Raw genomic sequence first — 17688 nt, 5'->3', positions numbered from 1 at the left:
TTGAAATGCGTTAAGGTTTAGTACATCAAAGCCGATATATAGAGTATCGGTCGGTTAGTTCCCCTCCCACCCATTAGCCGGCCGATAGCCAGACGGCGGGCCGGTTCTTTAACCGGCTTTTTTTTTGTGCACCCGCTTTCATTCCTCTAAAGCGCTGCGGCGTAATAAGGATATGAAGGCGGATAGGCCGCTTTAAAATACTAATCTTATTCCTGCTTTGATATTTAACGAATTGGCAATCTTTCCGGATACGTTTGAACTTCCGCTCGTGCCGATGTCACCGTTGTTGTATTTTATTTTAGTTTTCGTGTATACAGGGGCATATAAAGTATCCGACACGCCACCGTAAATTCCGACCATTTTGGTAAACATATAGGAAACATCCAAATTGACACCGCCGCCGATATTGACCTGTGATTTTTCCTTTTTTGTTAGCCCATCAGGGTAGTTTCGGCCGCTTCCGCCGATGCCGAGTCCGGCGCCGAGCCTCAGATCTAAATTCTTTACGGGGTGGAATACATAGAAGAACCCAAACTGACTGTCGATTGCATAGGTTAAGTCTGCATCTATCAAGTTTCCTGAATATGACCGTGGGTATGAAGTCTTATACCAATAGTCCTTTCCGAAAGCAAAATTTGCAGTTCCGTATACTCCGAAATTTTGAATAAATTCGACGCCGAACAGTATATTCAAACCGCCGGTATGAGCTGTCCATGATTTGTGTCCGCTGCCGGAAGGCTCGCGGCTGCCAAAATAGGTGTACACCGGGCCGAGCTCAAGGTTCATCTTTACGTTAGCGGAAAGAAAACCTACCGAAAATACGGTGAGTAAACAAAGAATACAAATTCTTTTCTTCATATCTTATAATCCTCCTAAAAAGGTATAAAGTTAGCGCAAGTATGGCATTTTTGCTTGTTTCAGTCAATGAAACACTACAGGGCAAACGCACCGGCCGGAATCCCTATGAAAGGCGGTTTGTCCCGTATACTCACGATTTGTGTTTGTGTTTTTATCGAAAACGGTGTATACTATATTTAAAAAAAAGGGTAAAGTGTGGGTACTTAAAAAGATAGCATATTTAATTCTATGATAAAGCCTAAAGACTAGTACGAGGAGGTAGGATATGAAAAAGCTGTATGTGAACTCTGTCAGTATTCTTTTTGCAGTACTGTGCCTTGTATTTACGGCATGTAACGGTATGCTTACCGACGGAGATACCGGCACCGTACGGGTTGTTATTGGGGGCGGGGGAGCAGCCCGTTCAGTTGATGCGGCAGGACTGCCTATTTTTCACAAAGATAATACAACAATCACCGTTACCGATGAAAATGGGCATAAGTTGGTAGATGCAGAACAAAAGACAGAGGTAATACTGCCGCTTCCCGTCGGTACGGAAATTACCATAGAAGTGAAGGTTACAACGGCGGCAGGCGTATGGCGCGGCTCTAAGGATCACACCGTTGCGGCAGGGGACAATTTCATTGTCGTAAAGCTGTCTAAAACACCGAAAATCATGCGGAATATCCTTATAAACAGTAGCGGACGTGCGGCATCTCTCAAGCTGGAAAGCGGTGAGGAGCTTTTGACGGGGGCTGCTCTTGATACCCATAGTAACAGATATCCGATTACCGCACGGGACAAAATCGGCAGAATATATGTGTTGTATCAAACTCCTGCCGCTCCTTCTACTTCTCTTCTTAAACGTTTTGATGTAGAGGGTAATGAAGATACAGATACCGGATTTGAAACAAAGCTTAATTCTGCACTGACAGTCGGTTCTCATGGTGTTACTATTGATGATATTGATAATATCGCAATTGACATAGAAGAGAACTACATCTTTTTGTTTAAGGGCAGTAACATCTATTGCCTCAAAGAAAAAGAAGACCATTCGTTTGAATATATCAGTGTATATGGAAGCTTCCCGATTCCTGCTGCATCCCTGAATGTTACTGCTGTAGCAGTTTATGATGATGTGCTGTTTGTGGCGGATGGCACTACCTTGTATGCCTGTAAGTTTGAAATTGAAAGTAATCAGTTGCAATTTCAGCCGGCTGGCGGACATCATGCTGCGAGTCTAAATCTTCCTAAACTGCGTACAGATACCGTTTTCGGCAATAACCTCACTAACTGTACAGGCCTTTTTGCCGACGAAGACAATGTGTATTGCCTGCTCAGCGAGAATAGCGTAGCGGGTAACCAGTGGTATATGGTGGGGTCGGTTGTGCAGTGTGCGTATAAAGACAACGGCACTCTTGAACAAAAAGGTGTTAAAGGGCTTAATCCTGATGCTTCAACCGCAGAGTCTATCAAGTTTAATCCGGCATATTTTTCCAATCCGGTAGGCTTTATCGGCAGCGATGAGGACAACCTGTACATCGCAGACGATGGAGTTGATTTTGCGTATAAAAACGAGAACTGGCATATAACCGCCAACAAAAACCGTATTGCTGCACTTAACCGGAAAACTCATGACTTAACTTTCAAAGATGCGGGTGCAACGTGGTATGGTGATGAAAAGCCGTATACCCGCCCTGATACACCTGTGTTGTTGTGGGGAAAAGATTCCAACAATGCGTTCCGCTATTGGACAAGTGCGGACGGGACAGATACATATTCCTCAGATAACACGCTGTTTGCAAGTTCTCTTTCCGAAAAGCCTACCGATGTTTTCTGCTATGACCAAGACGGCAATCTGTATATATTGTGGAGAGGCGGTTCAGGTTACAAGGTTAGACGCTTTGAGCTGAAAAACGGCGTTTCTTATGACGGCACTGCAAGAGTAGATTCTCCCGCGATAGGCAGTGGACCGCGGATACCTAAATATATTGCGGTAGATATTTCCGATGGGCAGAATTGTTTGTATTACGGAAATGATGACGGCGGTTGGTGGGTATCTAAGTTAATATGGGGTGACAATTTTTCTGGGTTGGGAACTGAGACAAACGTGATCAGAAGTATAACCGGAGAGATGACCGCGCTTGCTGCAAACAAGGATGGAGTGTTTGTTGCTACGAAAGAAGAGCAAACAGTACCGTCCGCTACCTATACGCTCAAGGTAACAAAGTACAAGAAGGATAGCCCTGACACTTCGGATGGGGAAATAACGATTGTTTCTTCCGCCATTGCCGAAGATTCGTATAGTTATCCTGACTCTTACAACGAGTATAATGAAGCTATTTATGACTTACGGATAGTCGACGGTGTGCTGTATGCTGTTACGTCAAAGATAGAAAAAGGGATGAAAGATAATAGCGGGTATCAACTTGATAGCTTTAAAAACGGCAGTGTACTGTATAAAATTGCAAAAACGGCATCATTCTCCGGTAATGCAGAAAAGCGCGCTGAAAAGAATCCCGTACCTCCGGAAGGTACGAATCCGGGAGTCGGCTATGGATTCTACCGCTTTATCGCCGTTAAGCCGAAAAAGCTCGTTATTGCTTCGGACAGTGCTTGGGGTAAAGACGGAATTACTGCATCGCATGTTAAAGCTAACAATAACAAAGTTTTTGAATATGACTTAGACAAAAACTTGCTGGAAGAAAAGAATGCTGGTGGGATATTCTCTAAGGAATTGCAAAGAGAGCCTTTATCCTCCGGTTTTGAGTGGGAATAACCCGTAAGATGACTTTTCGCCAACGCTGCGCAGTGCGCTTCGGGCGTGCAGCGCAGCACAAGCTGCTTGTCAGCCTCTGCGTTCCGGTGTACGGGACGGAGGGGCTGGTCGGGCGGTTTTTAGACACAGTGCTACAACAGGCGGATGCACCGCTGTTTGAAACTATTATTGTCAACGACGGCAGCCCCGGCACAAAAGAACTGCGGAGTATTGTTAAAATATACGCAAAGCGGTTTAACGCGCAGGGGCTGCCGTTCGTGTTTTTAGAACACGGAAAAAACCTTGGGCTGGTGGAAGCACGCCGGACAGCAGTGAATGCTGCATCGGGGGAATACATCGCCTTTGCCGACTCCGATGATGAGCTGCCGCCCGCGGCTCTCCGCATCTTGTACGATGCAGCCTGTACCTCCGGTGCGGATATTGTGCATGGAAAGGCAGCGGTATTCGGTACGGAAGGGGAACCGGAAGCACGTGTTGCCGTTTTTGTACGAAGAGCTCAAAACGTATACGAGGGTGTTTTACATGGCGATGCAATTATGCACGGATTTCTGATAAAACGCCTCTATTCGGACTTTTTGTGGGGCAAACTTTTTAAAACTAATCTTGTTCAAAAGGCCTACGCAGCCATTCCCTTTACCTATTGCACTATGGCGGAAGACGTTCTTACCTACTTTTTTATTGCCTTATATGCGGATAAATATCGAGGTATTCCCGATATTGTCTACAATTACTGCATCAACACCGGCGTTACTTCCCGCAAAGAAATCTCCGACCTTGCCGAATGGGAAAAAGTATGCTCCGCTGCTTCGGTGTTTACCATTATCCTTTCTTATTTGGATGACCACCCCTCCATCGGCAGCGAAATACGCAAAGCAGTCAAAGCCCTCGGACGCACATACCGTACCGATAACCTCAAACAGCTGGAAGTCTGCGTTACTCCTGTATTACAGGAAGAAGCGCGAGCAATGCTCGATGAATGGTGGGGAATAGGGGTACGTAATTAAGAATTTTGGTTCGTTTTGCAGGAGCTATTAAAAACACTCCGATGTATTTGCTTCGTCATGTGGCGAAACATCTCGCCGTAAGGCTTTTTCTTGTGGTATACTGCCCCTATGCTGATTGGAGAAATTCAAACACCCGTGTCAAATTTGTATGGGGCGGGGAAAACAACTGTTGAACAACTGAACCGGCTGGGGATCTCGACGGTCGGTGATCTACTACGGCTCTGGCCGCGCGCATGGGAAGACCGCAGCAGGTATAATACGCTCAGCGAATGGAATGCGTTTCATAAATTGAATGTTCCGGTAACGATTATGGATCAGCAATGGTTCGGCTACGGGCGTATGAAAACGCTCAAGTTGATTGTCTGCGATTCCGAAGGAACCCGCGGCGAGCTTGCGTGCTTTAATCGGCCTTTTTTAGAGAAATCGTTTCCCGAAGGTACAAAGGCGTTGGTCTACGGAAGTTTTTCCGTTAAATACGGGGCTATCCAATCGAGTTCGTTTGATATAGAACAATACGATACGGCGGAGCGCCGTATTTTGCCGGTGTATCCGCTAACGCAGGGGCTTACGCAGACAAAGCTGCGCAAGCTCATCGAGCAGGCGCTTAATTCGTATGCGCGGAGCATCGACTCCGAACTTCCCGCCGATGTATTAAATAAATACGGCTATCCCGATAAAAGAACCGTGTTGTTTGCAATGCACCGCCCCTCTTCCATGCAGGAGGCGGAAAACGCCCGTACCGCGCTCATCTTTGAGGAGTTCTTCCTGTACGAGGCAGCTGTCGGTATGCGTGCGCTTGAGCGGCGCGGTGTGCTGCCGCGTACGGCGGTGCGGGATGACGCTTCGGAAGGTACGGCTCAACCGGCGGCGCTGCAGTGCACATACAGTCCGCTGCAAAAGGAGCTACTCTCGCGTCTGCCGTTTACGCTTACCGCAGACCAGCAAGCCGTTACCGCGGAGATTAACGCCGACCTCGATGGAACGGCGCCCGCCGCCCGCCTTATTCAAGGTGATGTCGGTTCGGGCAAAACCCTCGTTGCGTTTTTAGCCTGCTTAAAAGTGATAGAGGGCGGCGGACAGGCGGCGCTGATGGCGCCGACTGAGCTGCTGGCACGGCAGCACGCCGATAATGCGGCAAAGCTTTTGGAACCGCTCGGCGTGCGGCTTGCTTTTTTAACCGGCAACCTCAAGGCGGCGGGACGCTCTCAGCTGTTACAGCAGCTTGCTTCCGGTAATATCGACCTCATCATCGGTACGCACGCCCTTTTTTCCGCCCAGACGCTGTATAAAAACCTGCGTATGGTTGTTATCGACGAACAGCATCGCTTCGGTGTACTCCAGCGCTCTGCAATTATCCAAAAAGGTATCGACAGCGGAAAAAAGGCTCCGCATTTTTTGATGATGAGTGCGACGCCCATACCGCGGACGCTTGCGCTGTCGATGTTCGGCGACCTCGACATTTCTGTTATCAAAACGATGCCTCCCGGGCGCAAGCCGGTGATTACCTATGTTGCCCCCGAAAGCAAGGCCGAAAAAGTGTATTATTTTATCGGGCAGGATATCCTTGCCGGAAAGCAAGCCTATTTTGTGTACCCGATTATCGAAGATTCGGAGACGCTCAGCCTTAAATCGGCGGAAGATATGTTCGCGGAGCTGACGCGGGATTTTCCCCATCACCGGCTTGCGCTCCTGCATTCCAAGGTGCCGGAGGACGAAGCGCGGGCTATTATGCAGGAGTTCCGAGCAGGAGCTATTCACATCCTTGTGGCTACCAGCGTTATTGAAGTCGGCGTCGATGTGCCGAACGCCACCTGTATGGTCATCGAACACGCCGACCGCTTCGGCCTTTCGGCGCTGCATCAGCTGCGGGGTAGGATCGGGCGGGGCAGCGAGCAATCCTATTGCTTTTTACTCTATGGGAAAAATATCACCGAAACCGGTATGGCGCGGCTCAAGGTGATGGCAAGCACGGCTGACGGGTTTGTCATTGCGGAAGAAGATTTAAAGCTGCGGGGGCCGGGAGACATCGGCGGCGTTGAGCAGTCCGGCTATTGCGGTTTTGAACTTGCCGATCCCATCCGCGACTTTGCGCTATTGGAAAAAGCCCGCATCGCCGCCTTTGAGATGCTTGCCGCGCAGCGCGGATTAACTCAACGGGAAAACTCAAATACTTGACCTGTTCGATAACCGCATTGTCGAACAGGTTTACAGCGGATACCGCAGAATAAAAAAAGAGCGGCCTTATAGGGATATATAAGACCGCTCAAAAACTTATTTTGGGAGAAATAAATTCCTACTCTTCATTAGGCTATTTTGTCGCCTCTCTTAAAAGCTTACGACATGTATCGAGTACGCGCTTTGCGACCAGTTCTTCAGAGCTGTCTGCCGGAATACAGGTCGGCTTTTTACCGTCCGTCTTTTCGATTTCGCTCGGCTTCATACCGTACCATACATGCATGTGCGCGGGACTGCCGTGCGGTGTCGTCATCGATAAAAAGGCGAATTTTCCCGCTTTTTGCCGGTCGGATGCAACAAATGCATTTGCCGTAGCGCGCAGTTTATTAGCGCCGTCACGGCTGTAAGCAACTCTCGAAAGTTCGGTCATACCTTTCCATACAACCATTTCGTTTTTATCGTTTCCGGTAACGAATTCAAGGTGTGTAAAATCGGAAGCAGTACCGTAGCTTTTCTTTGCCATCTTAATGATTTCTTCTTTGGTAAAGTCGCTGCCGTCTTTCTTTCCGGAAAATTCTTTAATGAGCTTTGCGTACGCTGCCTGAACGGCGGGACGCGGATCGTCATAGATCAGTGCAGTGTTGATCCATTTACCCGTATACGGCATAAGAGGAGCTTTCGGCAACATCTCCGCAACTTCCTTAATCGTATCGGTCATTTCTTTTAACAGGTTTTCGTTCGAGACTGCCGTATCGGCGTAGGTCGGCCACCAGAGCGGATCGCTTTCTACCAGTGACTTAATGTCTCTGCTGCCGAACCGTGCGTGCCAGTGCAATAAGCTGTCTTCGGAATCTCGATGCGGAGGTACGATAATAAAATATTGCGCTTCCGCTAAGCCTTGTACCGGTTTGATCGCTTCAAATGCATACCATGAATGGCCTTCAAACCCTTGCATGGGTTTCATTCCGGTATAACGGTATTCGCACGGAATTTGTTTTTCATTACCGTCTTTGTCCATTACGGTAAACAATACGGTATTAGAACCGTCAAACTTGACTTTTGCAATCGGTGTTGCAAACATATTGGAAACTGCTGCCTTTAATCCGTCTTCGGTATAGTACGGCATCTTTTCCGCTTGCGTTCTATATGCGTCGTTCAGCTGAGTCGCGCCGGAAATCGCACTAAAGGATTGCCATTCGCCCTTCCACGCAGAAAGTTCATTTCCCGCTTCGAGCTTTGCAGCTGCGGATGTCGATTTACATCCGGTAAAAAATACGGCAAGCAGCAATACCGCCGCTCCGTATACGATATGTTTTTTAGATAACATCTAAACCTCCTAATGTTTGCCTATACTTACAAAAATCGTAAAAAATGTCAACTACTGCTGACAGATTGTATAATCCATAATCCCGATGCAGAGCGCCATGGTATTAAATCGGCAGGAAGACACAAATACCGCCGAATAAAAAAAGAGCGGCCTTATGGGGACTTATAAGACCGCTCTAACACTTATTTTTGGGAGGAATACCATCTACTACACACATAGCTGATTCATAGCTGTATAATGTATGCTTATAGTAACAAGCTTTAGTTAAAATGTCAACCGTTTCTAACAGGCTAATAACTAATAACTTCGATATTCATCTCGGCACTTATTTTTGCTAACTTTTTGTCACACGTTAATAATTGTGCGCTGTATTTTTGTGCAGTAATAAGATAAAACATATCATAAACAGGATGCCGGTATTTGACTGATTCTTTATAGACTCTGTTACATAATATTTTCGTATTAATAAAATCGTCTATCAACTCGATGCAATATTCTATACCTTTTTCGCATATTGTTGTATCCAAAGAAGAAAAGTTTCTATATTTCCAGAAAACATTTGTAATTTCTGATGGATAAATATCCGGTGCAAAAATACATTCAGCATTTGTACATATTTCTTTAAACAAAGATGCATGCTTCATATTTAATGCCATTTCAATAGCAGCACTGGCATCAAGCACTATATTCATCGTTCTCTATCCTCACGCAGTAATGTTACAGGATCCGGTATCAAGACATCAGGGATAGTGAGGTCTTCCATTTTCTTTAATACCATTCTACGTCTGCTTTTATTGCGATTACTGTTGTTCAAGCTTTCTTTTAAGAGAATTATTGTTTGTTCTGCAATCGACCGTTGTTCTTGTGCTGCCAGATATTGTATTTGCATATACATATCATTCGGTATATTCCGTACTTGAATAGTAGGCATAGTATCTCCTATAAAAAGCCAAGAAGAAAGTATCAACTTTCGATTGACTTCTCGTATACTAGGTGTTCAGTGTAGTTTTTTTATCTACAGACGTCTAGTACTTTGATTTAAGCTGTATAAAAAACATAATCTATAAGGCCTATGCGGTTGTTTCCGAATTTTCACGGTTTTTCGTACGCACAATAAAACCGCTGCGCAGCGGTACGTTCGTTTCGATAATGCAGGGATGTCCGTGGCATACCCAGTCGCGGGTAGCGCCGGTTTCGGGGTCGAGCAGGGTGTAATTGCAGTCTTCGATTGCGCAGATGTCGGGGCCGATATATTCAAGCGGCATATCTGTGGTAATCTTATTCATGGATATGAATTCGTAGCGGTTGCCGCCGAGTTCTTTCCCGATGGTACCGGCCATGCTATACGGCGACTTGGATTCCCCGCGGGTTGTTTTATTGGCATCATCCTTTGAAAAATAAAAGCCGGTACCGAACGCACGGTGCGCCGTATTGTACAGCTCTTTCACAAAGGGCTCAGCTTCGGCCGGGGAGATTTTGCCGAATAAGGCGTCGATCCGTTTCCGGTAGGCGCGGGTAACGAGCGCTGTATAATAGAGGCTTTTCATTCTTCCTTCTATTTTAAGCGCATCTGCCCCTGCCTTTTTCAAGTCGGTCAGGTAGTCTATCATGCAGAGGTCTTTAGACGAAAACAGCGCCGTATAGCCGTCGCCCTCTTCTACGGGAAAGTATTCTCCCGGGCGCTCTTTTTCTTCAACGGCAAGCGAATAGTCCCACCGGCAGGAGTGGGTGCAGGCTCCTGCATTCGCGCTGCGGCCGGTAAGGTATGCGCTGATAAGACATCGCCCCGAATACGCAATGCACATTGCACCGTGCACAAAGCATTCAAGCTCCATCTCCGGTACGTGCGCTTTTATTTCGGCAATATCGGCAAGCGAGGCCTCTCTACCGAGTACCACGCGTTTAAATCCCAAGTCGCGGTATACCCGCACCGCTTCATAATTGATACAGTTTGCCTGTGTGCTGAGGTTGATCGGTGTATCGGGAAAATGTTTGCGTAATACGGAAACCATTCCGATATCCTGAATAATAAAGGCGTCGATAGGGTAGAGCCTAAAATAATCGGCTTCTGCCAAAAAGGCCTTAATATCCTCATTATGAAAAGAAATATTCAGTGCACAGAGCAGCTTCTTGGGTTTTCCCTGTTTTGCATAGTGCTCTTTCAGTGCGCTGATAGTTTTGTATTCGTCGGTAAAAAAATTATCTGCTTTTACCCGCAAGGAAAAATTTTTGAGGCCGATATAGGCGGCATCCGCTCCGTATTCCCACGCGTAGTGCAGTTTTTCCAGATTGCCGGCAGGGGCTACCAATTCCATCATGTTGATCATTCTTCCTCAATAAAAAGAGACTGCACCCATTGTCCCATTTTTTCTACTGCTAAGTGAGCTTCTTTTGCCTGTGCATCCATCGCCTGAAAGAAATGCCACATCTCAGGCCATATATCTAACTGCACCTGTCCGCCGGCCGCTTCAATCTTCTGTGTGAGAGCCTTTGCATCTGCTAAGAGAATTTCCTTACCGCCGCACTGAATAAATATCGGAGGGAAACCTGCAAAGGAACCGTAAAGCGGAGATACCAGCGGGTTCTGAAAATTGTCAGCTGCAGTATAGCGTCCGGCCACTGCCTGAAATGATTCTTTCATCAAAAATTTATCGGACTTTTGTAACGTATGCATTTCTTCGTTTGAGCATGAAACATCCAGCCACGGCGAAATGAGTACGAGCGCAGCAGGTTGGGGGAGCTTTTTCTGTTTTAAATAGTGAACAAGTGCGACTGCCAAATTTGCTCCCGCCTCATCTCCTGCAATAACGACCGATTCCGGAGGAAAATCGTATTTTTTCAGTATTTCTCGATAGGTAATAAAGATATCCTCCAGGCCGGCAGGAAAAGGATATTCCGGCGCGCGGCGGTACTCCGGCAAAAATAATTTGCACGCGCATTCATGAGCAAACGAAGCACAAAAATTGCGTGAAGCCTTGCACGACCCATTTACAAAGGAGCCCCCGTGAGCATAGAGAATGACACGGTTTGCCGCCGCAACTTCGGGTTTCAATATTTCTACCGGCACCGAACCGATTGTGTCGCGCGTTATGTCCGTATTGTTCGGCAGATACGGCGAATAAAAAAAGGAATCATATTCCTCCCGAATAGTACTTAACGGTACTTTAGGGGAATACAAGGTCTTTTTAAATACTTTTTGTATTTTCCGTAGTGAATTTGTCCCATCCATCGCAGTAGTATACAAAATCTTCCTTGATAATGCTAGTCTATAGAGCAATTCTGAAAAAAAATGCAAAAATATACGGTTTTTTCAGAATTATTGTATAAATATACTTGATACAATGATAAGATTATGTATAATCAAATAATATCACTCACTATAACTTAAAAGGAGAAGTAGAGTATGAAGCACAAGATGATATGCTTATTAACTGCTTTGGTAGGCGCAGCGCTGATTTTGGCAAGCTGCGGTGGGCAGAGCGGTGAAAAGGGATCAGCAGCCAATAACGCTGCAGCCGAATTTATTCTCGGTAATGGCGCTGAGCCGCAGAGCTTGGATCCCGCAAAAATTCAGGGCGTACCCGAGCACCGCATCAATATGGCATTGTTTGAAGGTTTGGTAGGCTATGATCCGAAAACCAGTACTGCAGTACCGGGCGTTGCGGAATCATGGGATATCAGCGAAGACGGTATGACCTATACCTTCCACTTACGGAATGCACAGTGGAGTGACGGAACACCGATCACCGCAAAGACATTTGTCGATTCATGGCTGCGTATGCTGGCACCGGAAACAGGCTCTCAGTATGTATTTATGATCAACATGGTTGTAAAAGGAGCTGAGGAGTATAATACCGGTAAGGCAGATGCTTCCGCTGTTGCAATTAAGGCTGTCGATGATAAAACCTTCGAAGTACAGCTGACCGGCCCCGCACCCTATGTTATTGATATGTTAGCACATTATGCCTTTAATCCTATGCCGATGCACACAATTGAAAAATTCGGTAATGACTGGATTAAGCCCGGCAACTTTGTGGGAAACGGTCCCTTTGTGCTTGAAACATGGGTCCCGCAGGAAAAAATTACCGTTGTACCGAACGACAAATACTGGAACAAAGAGAACGTGCATCTTTCTCGTATAACGTTCTTGCCAATCGAAGACAGCAATACGTCTTACGAAAAGTATAAGGCAGGAGAGCTTGACTGGAATACCGGTATTCCGGTACCCCGTATCGACGAAGTAAAGCAGCTGCCCGACTATCAGGTTGCTCCGCAGCTTTCTACCTATTACTACATCTTTAACGTAAAGCGCGGTCCGCTCCAGGATGCCCGTGTACGTAAAGCTTTGACACTGGCGCTGGATCGGCAGGAGTTGGTAGAGAAGGTAACAAAAGCCGGTCAGGTAGCAACCCGCTCGATGGTTCCCCCGATGGCAGGTTATACACCGGGGCAAGGCGCAGGCTATGATCCCGAACTCGGAAAGAAACTGCTTGCAGAAGCAGGATATCCCGATGGAAAAGGCTTCCCCTCATTGACGGTTATTTACAATACGCTGGAAGGTCATAAAATGATTGCAGAATATGTTCAGGAATCATGGAAGCGAAATCTTGGTGTTGAGGTTAAGATCCAAAACTATGAATGGAAAACCTATATCGACAAGCGTAACCAGCATGATTTTGATATAACTCGTGCAGGATGGACAGGTGACTATCAGGATCCTAATACTTTCTTGGAACTTTTCTTAACTGACGGCAGCAATAATAACGGACAATATGGCAATGCCGAATATGATGCATTAATCCGCAAAGCTGCCACAATGAAAGGTGGCGCGGAGCGCTTCCAGGTACTGCATGATGCAGAAACAATCCTGTTGGAACAAGATCAGGCTTTACTGCCGATGTATTCGTATGTCAGCCAGAACATCATCGATACGACAAAGTGGGAAGGTTGGTATAACAATCCGCAGGACATCCACCCCTACGTTGGTCTGAAGAAAGTAAAATAAAGAAGATAATTTTGGAAAGCATTTCTGTTTTTCCAAAATCTTACAACCGCCGAATAGGCATATGCCACCGAACAATCCTAAAACGGACAAGGAGGCATACAAGCTCTGCGGGTTTGCTGCCTGCGGAGCTTCTTTTTTAGAAGGAAAGCTCTAAAGACTCCCGTTTTTAGAGATGCCCGGAAGATGTTAACACTATTGGGGGAAGCATGATCCGATTTGTTATACGCCGGTTAATTAGTTTAGTGCCGACGCTTTTTTTAATTGTAACATTCAGTTTTTTCATAATGAAGGTAGCGCCCGGGGGACCTTTTTCCAGTGAACGGAATTTACCGCCTGAGGTGCTTGCAAATATCAATCGTGAGTATCATTTGGACGAGCCGCTTTTTAAGCAGTATACGCGGTATCTGGGTAATATGCTGCGAGGGGATCTCGGTCCGTCTTTCAGATATAAAGATTATACCGTCAACGATTTAATCGGAAATACCATGCCGAATTCGCTTATTCTCGGTATCACCTCCCTCTGTGCTGCTCTCTTTTTCGGTTTGCTTGTAGGGCTTGTTTCTGCGGTAAAGCGAAATTCGATTGCCGATTACGCATCGATGTCTATTGCCGTTATCGGAATTTCGGTACCGTTATTTGTTGTCGGCCCGCTGTTAATGCTTCTTTTTGCAGTAAAATTAAAATGGCTGCCGACCTCCGGTTGGATTACCGGACGGCATGGGCTTAAAACGATTATTATGCCGGCACTTGCATTGTCGTTGCCGTATTTTGCATACATTGCGCGTCTTTCTCGTGCCAGTATTTTGGAAGTACTGCGTTCGGATTATATCCGTACTGCGTATGCAAAAGGACTTTCATATCCGGTTGTGCTGTTTAAACACGCGTTAAAGGGTGCTCTGTTGCCGGTTATCAGCTATCTCGGCCCTGCTTTTGCAGGTATTATCACCGGCTCTGTTGTTATCGAAAAAATATTCTTGGTTCCCGGGCTTGGTACCTTCTTTGTTCAATCCGCTCTCAACCGCGACTATACGCTGATCATGGGAACGGTGATTATGTATTCCGTTATTTTGATTTTGATGAATTTTGTTGTTGATATTCTCTATGCGGTTATCGACCCCCGCATTTCATATAAGTGAGGCTGAAGATGGATACTAAGCAAATAGATACCGAAAACCGTACTGAAGATAACGGGCAAGTGAATGAATTCAACCAGTCGATGAAGCCGGTCTCCTTATGGGATGATGCATGGAGGCGGCTTAAAAAAAATAAAATGGCAATCGGCGGCCTTTTTATTGTAGCATTTTATGCTGCAATTTCGCTGTTGGCCCCGTTGCTGCCTATTTACTCCTATTCCGAGCAGACAATTATCCATCAGAATCTGCCGCCCTCTTTTCGTACGGCAGGTAATCTGATGCTCAAAATGCGTCGTGCGGATATGATGCGTACGGCAAAAAAAGAAGGTAGGGCTGATCTTTCGGAAAAACAAAAAGAAGAGCTCGCCGCTTTAGAGCGGGAGGTAACGAATAACCCGGTACACAACCGCCGCTATCTTTTGGGCACCGATGCGCTCGGGCGAGATGTGTTTGCCCGAGTCGTATACGGCGGCCGCATTTCGATCATGATCGGTTTGATCGGCACGATTACTTCGTTATTTATCGGCGTACTGGTCGGCGCGGTCAGCGGTTATTTCGGCGGCTGGCTCGATAACGTATTGATGCGCTTTGTCGATATTATGTACGGTTTGCCGTACATGCTCGTTGTTATCATTATGATGGCGATCTTGGGACAGAGCATTATTATCTTGTTTGTTGCGATTGCACTTGTTTCGTGGCTGACCATCGCACGCGTCGTGCGCGGGCAGGTTATCAGTTTAAAGAATGCCGAGTTTGTCGAAGCCGCCCGTTCAATGGGTGCTTCTACGCCGCGTATTATCTTCCGGCACATTTTACCGAATACGCTCGGTATTATCATCATTTACTCAACTCTTTCTATTCCGGGCTTTATTATGAACGAGAGTTTCCTTTCGTTCTTAGGACTCGGTGTTTCCGCACCTCAGGCTTCATGGGGGTCGCTTGTATCCGACGGAGTAAACGTAATGACGCTCTATCCGTGGCAGTTGTTGGTTCCGGCAATCGCAATGACGGTTTTCTTATTTGCAATGAACTTTCTCGGCGACGGCCTCCGCGATGCCTTCGATCCTCAGAGTAAAAACAGGGTGTAACGATGAATAATCAAAAATCAGACGAGAAAATCTTACAGGTTAAAAATTTACAAGCATGGTTTTGGACCGATGCAGGTATCGTCAAGGCTGTTGACGGCGTTTCTTTCGATTTGCATAAACGCGAAATGCTGGCGATTGTCGGTGAGTCCGGTTCGGGTAAGAGCGTAACCAATTTAGCGGTTATGAACCTTATTCCCAATCCTCCGGGTAAAATCATCGGAGGCGAGGTGTGGTTCGGCGGCAAAGATGTGCTCAAGATGGATAAAAATGAGATTAGACAGCTTCGGGGAAATAAAATCTCGATGATCTTCCAAGACCCGATGACCAGCCTTAATCCCTTTTTAAGAATCTCGACGCAGATGATAGAAACAATCCGGCTGCATCAGGGCTTATCGAAAAAAGATGCGCGTGATCGAGCAATTGAAATGCTCAAGCTTGTCGGTATCCCCGCGGCGGAAAAGCGAGTAGACTGCTATCCGCACCAGTTCTCGGGCGGTATGCGGCAGCGCGTTATGATTGCGATGGGATTAAGCTGCGACCCTGAGGTACTGATTGCCGATGAGCCCACTAGCGCACTGGACGTTACCATTCAGGCGCAGATTTTGGACTTAATAGGCGATTTGAGTGCACGGCTTGGTACCGCGGTTATTATGATTACCCATTCGCTCGGTTTAGTCGCCGGTATGTGCGACAATGTTTGTGTTATGTATGCAGGGCGCATTGTAGAACAGGGTGGCGTAGATGAATTATTTGCAAATCCTGCACATCCTTATACACGGGGATTGATTAAATCCGTACCGCGGATGGACAAAAAAAATACGGGACGGTTATTCTCCATCAGCGGGCAGCCGCCGAACGTTATCGACTTGCCACCGTGCTGTCCGTTCTATCCGCGCTGTACCGAAGCGATGCCGCAGTGCAAAACGGAATATCCCGCTTCATATAGCCTTTCCCCTAGTCACCGCACCAGTTGCTGGCTCTATCAGCCGGGGAAGCCGGCAGGGGAAGCGGTTGCAACGGTACCGAACAATGCTGCAGCAGAATCTGCGGGAAATAACGAATAGGAGGATGCGGATTTATGGAAGAAAGATATAACGAATCGGAAGCATTATTGACCGTTAAAGACTTAAAGATGCATTTTCCGTTTGCGGAAGGCAGCCTCTTCTCACGTAAGAAAGGTGCTGTCCGTGCAGTGGACGGTATCAGCTTTTCGGTGAAAAAGGGTGAAACGCTCGGTCTTGTCGGGGAGTCCGGTTGCGGAAAATCAACCGCAGCGCGCGCCATTGCGCAGCTGTATACGCCGACATCGGGTTCCGTCCGGTTTAAAGGTATGGAGCTCGCCGGTTGTTCGCACCATACGCTGATGCAGGCGCGTAAGGATATGCAGATGGTATTCCAAGACCCGTATGCATCGCTGAATCCCCGCATGACGGCAGGAAATATTATCGCAGAGCCGATGCAGATTTTAACGAAGCGCGGCATCCTTTCGTATACGCAAAAAGAAATTGATGACAGGGTCGAGGTGTTAATGGAAAAGGTCGGACTTTCCCGCTTTTTCCGCAACCGGTACCCGCATGAGTTTTCAGGCGGACAGCGGCAGCGTATCGGTATTGCCCGTGCGCTTGCACTTCAGCCGGAGTTAATCCTTGCGGATGAGCCGGTCAGCGCGCTCGATGTATCCATCCAAGCGCAGATTCTTAACCTTTTTAAGGATTTGCAGGATGAATTCGGGCTTACCTATGTGTTTATTGCACATGACCTTGCCGTTATTCAGTACATTTCTACGCGGGTTGCGGTTATGTACCTTGGTGTTATCGTAGAAATTGCGAATGCCGAAGAGCTCTACTCAAAGCCGCTGCATCCGTACACGGAAGCGCTCCTTTCCGCAGCTCCTATCCCGGATCCGGAAATCGAACGCAAGCGCAAGCGAATTATCTTATCGGGAGATGTGCCTTCACCTACAGAACAGCGCACGGGCTGCTACTTTTATGACCGCTGCCCCAAGCGTATGGAACACTGTAAAAACACTATCCCGCAGCTGAAAGACAAAGGGAACGGCCATCAAGTCGCATGCTTCCTCTGCGAATAAGCCGCCGCCGTTTTCGGCAAGCAGCTGAAAATTGCAATGCTGTAAGGACTAAGGCGGTAAACCTTTAAGTGTTTTCTATCTGTGCGAAATTTTGAAAAAATTTCGCACACTTTTTTCAGGACTAGCAGAGCAAACGCATCAGACGGAATAAATGAGAATCGCAAAATAAATAGGCTGTCAGACCATTTGAACCGCAAAGAGGTTCAATTCTGGTTGAACAGTCTCATTCTTCTGCGGGGGTTTGCAAATCC

General features: G+C 46.9%; 14 protein-coding genes. 8 read left to right on the top strand and 6 right to left on the bottom strand.

Annotated features, from left to right (window positions below):
- Positions 1–192: 192 nt before the first annotated feature.
- The gene (locus tag E4N66_RS09635) at positions 193–858 is read right to left on the bottom strand and encodes a DUF2715 domain-containing protein (protein WP_253727846.1); all 666 of its coding nucleotides are present in this window, start codon (positions 856–858) and stop codon (positions 193–195) included.
- 265 nt (positions 859–1123) lie between these two features.
- Here E4N66_RS09635 and E4N66_RS09630 point away from each other — a divergent pair, with 265 nt between their 5' ends.
- The 3 genes from E4N66_RS09630 (at position 1124) to recG (ending at position 6795) form a co-directional block, all read left to right on the top strand.
- Positions 1124–3616: a hypothetical protein gene (locus E4N66_RS09630; RefSeq protein WP_253727845.1), complete on the top strand. Its 2493-nt coding sequence runs from the start codon at positions 1124–1126 to the stop codon at positions 3614–3616.
- Between the two features lie 8 nt (positions 3617–3624).
- Positions 3625–4620: a glycosyltransferase family 2 protein gene (locus E4N66_RS09625; RefSeq protein WP_253727844.1), complete on the top strand. Its 996-nt coding sequence runs from the start codon at positions 3625–3627 to the stop codon at positions 4618–4620.
- 108 nt (positions 4621–4728) lie between these two features.
- Positions 4729–6795, top strand: a complete 2067-nt coding sequence (recG, locus tag E4N66_RS09620; protein WP_253727843.1) for an ATP-dependent DNA helicase RecG — start codon at positions 4729–4731, stop codon at positions 6793–6795.
- A gap of 133 nt (positions 6796–6928) precedes the next feature.
- On the opposite strand, the gene E4N66_RS09615 is transcribed toward recG, so the two are convergent.
- The 5 genes from E4N66_RS09615 to E4N66_RS09595 form a co-directional block, all read right to left on the bottom strand.
- The gene (locus tag E4N66_RS09615; protein ID WP_044013389.1) at positions 6929–8122 is read right to left on the bottom strand and encodes a ZinT/AdcA family metal-binding protein; all 1194 of its coding nucleotides are present in this window, start codon (positions 8120–8122) and stop codon (positions 6929–6931) included.
- Positions 8123–8412: 290 nt separating this feature from the next.
- The gene (locus E4N66_RS09610; RefSeq protein ID WP_253727842.1) at positions 8413–8814 is read right to left on the bottom strand and encodes a type II toxin-antitoxin system VapC family toxin; all 402 of its coding nucleotides are present in this window, start codon (positions 8812–8814) and stop codon (positions 8413–8415) included.
- On the bottom strand, positions 8811–9053 hold the full coding sequence (locus E4N66_RS09605; protein ID WP_253727841.1) for a hypothetical protein: 243 nt from the start codon (positions 9051–9053) through the stop codon (positions 8811–8813). Before E4N66_RS09605 ends, E4N66_RS09610 begins: the two co-directional genes overlap by 4 nt.
- Positions 9054–9192: 139 nt before the next feature.
- Positions 9193–10437 carry a peptidase U32 family protein gene (locus E4N66_RS09600; RefSeq protein ID WP_253729450.1) on the bottom strand — a complete coding sequence of 415 codons (1245 nt, stop codon included), beginning with the start codon at positions 10435–10437 and terminating at the stop codon, positions 9193–9195.
- An 8-nt stretch (positions 10438–10445) separates the two neighbouring features.
- Positions 10446–11351: an alpha/beta hydrolase gene (locus tag E4N66_RS09595; RefSeq protein WP_253727840.1), complete on the bottom strand. Its 906-nt coding sequence runs from the start codon at positions 11349–11351 to the stop codon at positions 10446–10448.
- Positions 11352–11525: 174 nt separating this feature from the next.
- Here E4N66_RS09595 and E4N66_RS09590 point away from each other — a divergent pair, with 174 nt between their 5' ends.
- The 5 genes from E4N66_RS09590 (at position 11526) to E4N66_RS09570 (ending at position 17437) form a co-directional block, all read left to right on the top strand.
- Positions 11526–13127 carry a peptide ABC transporter substrate-binding protein gene (locus E4N66_RS09590; protein ID WP_044013385.1) on the top strand — a complete coding sequence of 534 codons (1602 nt, stop codon included), beginning with the start codon at positions 11526–11528 and terminating at the stop codon, positions 13125–13127.
- Between the two features lie 206 nt (positions 13128–13333).
- On the top strand, positions 13334–14263 hold the full coding sequence (oppB, locus tag E4N66_RS09585) for an oligopeptide ABC transporter permease OppB (protein ID WP_044013383.1): 930 nt from the start codon (positions 13334–13336) through the stop codon (positions 14261–14263).
- 8 nt (positions 14264–14271) lie between these two features.
- The gene (locus E4N66_RS09580; RefSeq protein WP_044013381.1) at positions 14272–15348 is read left to right on the top strand and encodes an ABC transporter permease; all 1077 of its coding nucleotides are present in this window, start codon (positions 14272–14274) and stop codon (positions 15346–15348) included.
- A 2-nt stretch (positions 15349–15350) separates the two neighbouring features.
- On the top strand, positions 15351–16412 hold the full coding sequence (locus tag E4N66_RS09575) for an ABC transporter ATP-binding protein (protein WP_253727839.1): 1062 nt from the start codon (positions 15351–15353) through the stop codon (positions 16410–16412).
- Between the two features lie 14 nt (positions 16413–16426).
- A complete protein-coding gene (locus tag E4N66_RS09570; RefSeq protein ID WP_305880150.1) occupies positions 16427–17437 on the top strand; it encodes an ABC transporter ATP-binding protein in 1011 nt (336 codons plus the stop codon).
- Positions 17438–17688: the final 251 nt, after the last annotated feature.

It is taken from the genome of Treponema sp. OMZ 857 (genome assembly GCF_024181085.1).
Lineage (GTDB): Bacteria > Spirochaetota > Spirochaetia > Treponematales > Treponemataceae > Treponema.
Note: the sequence above shows the minus strand (reverse complement) of the source record. Positions and strands in the feature narration are given on the sequence as shown.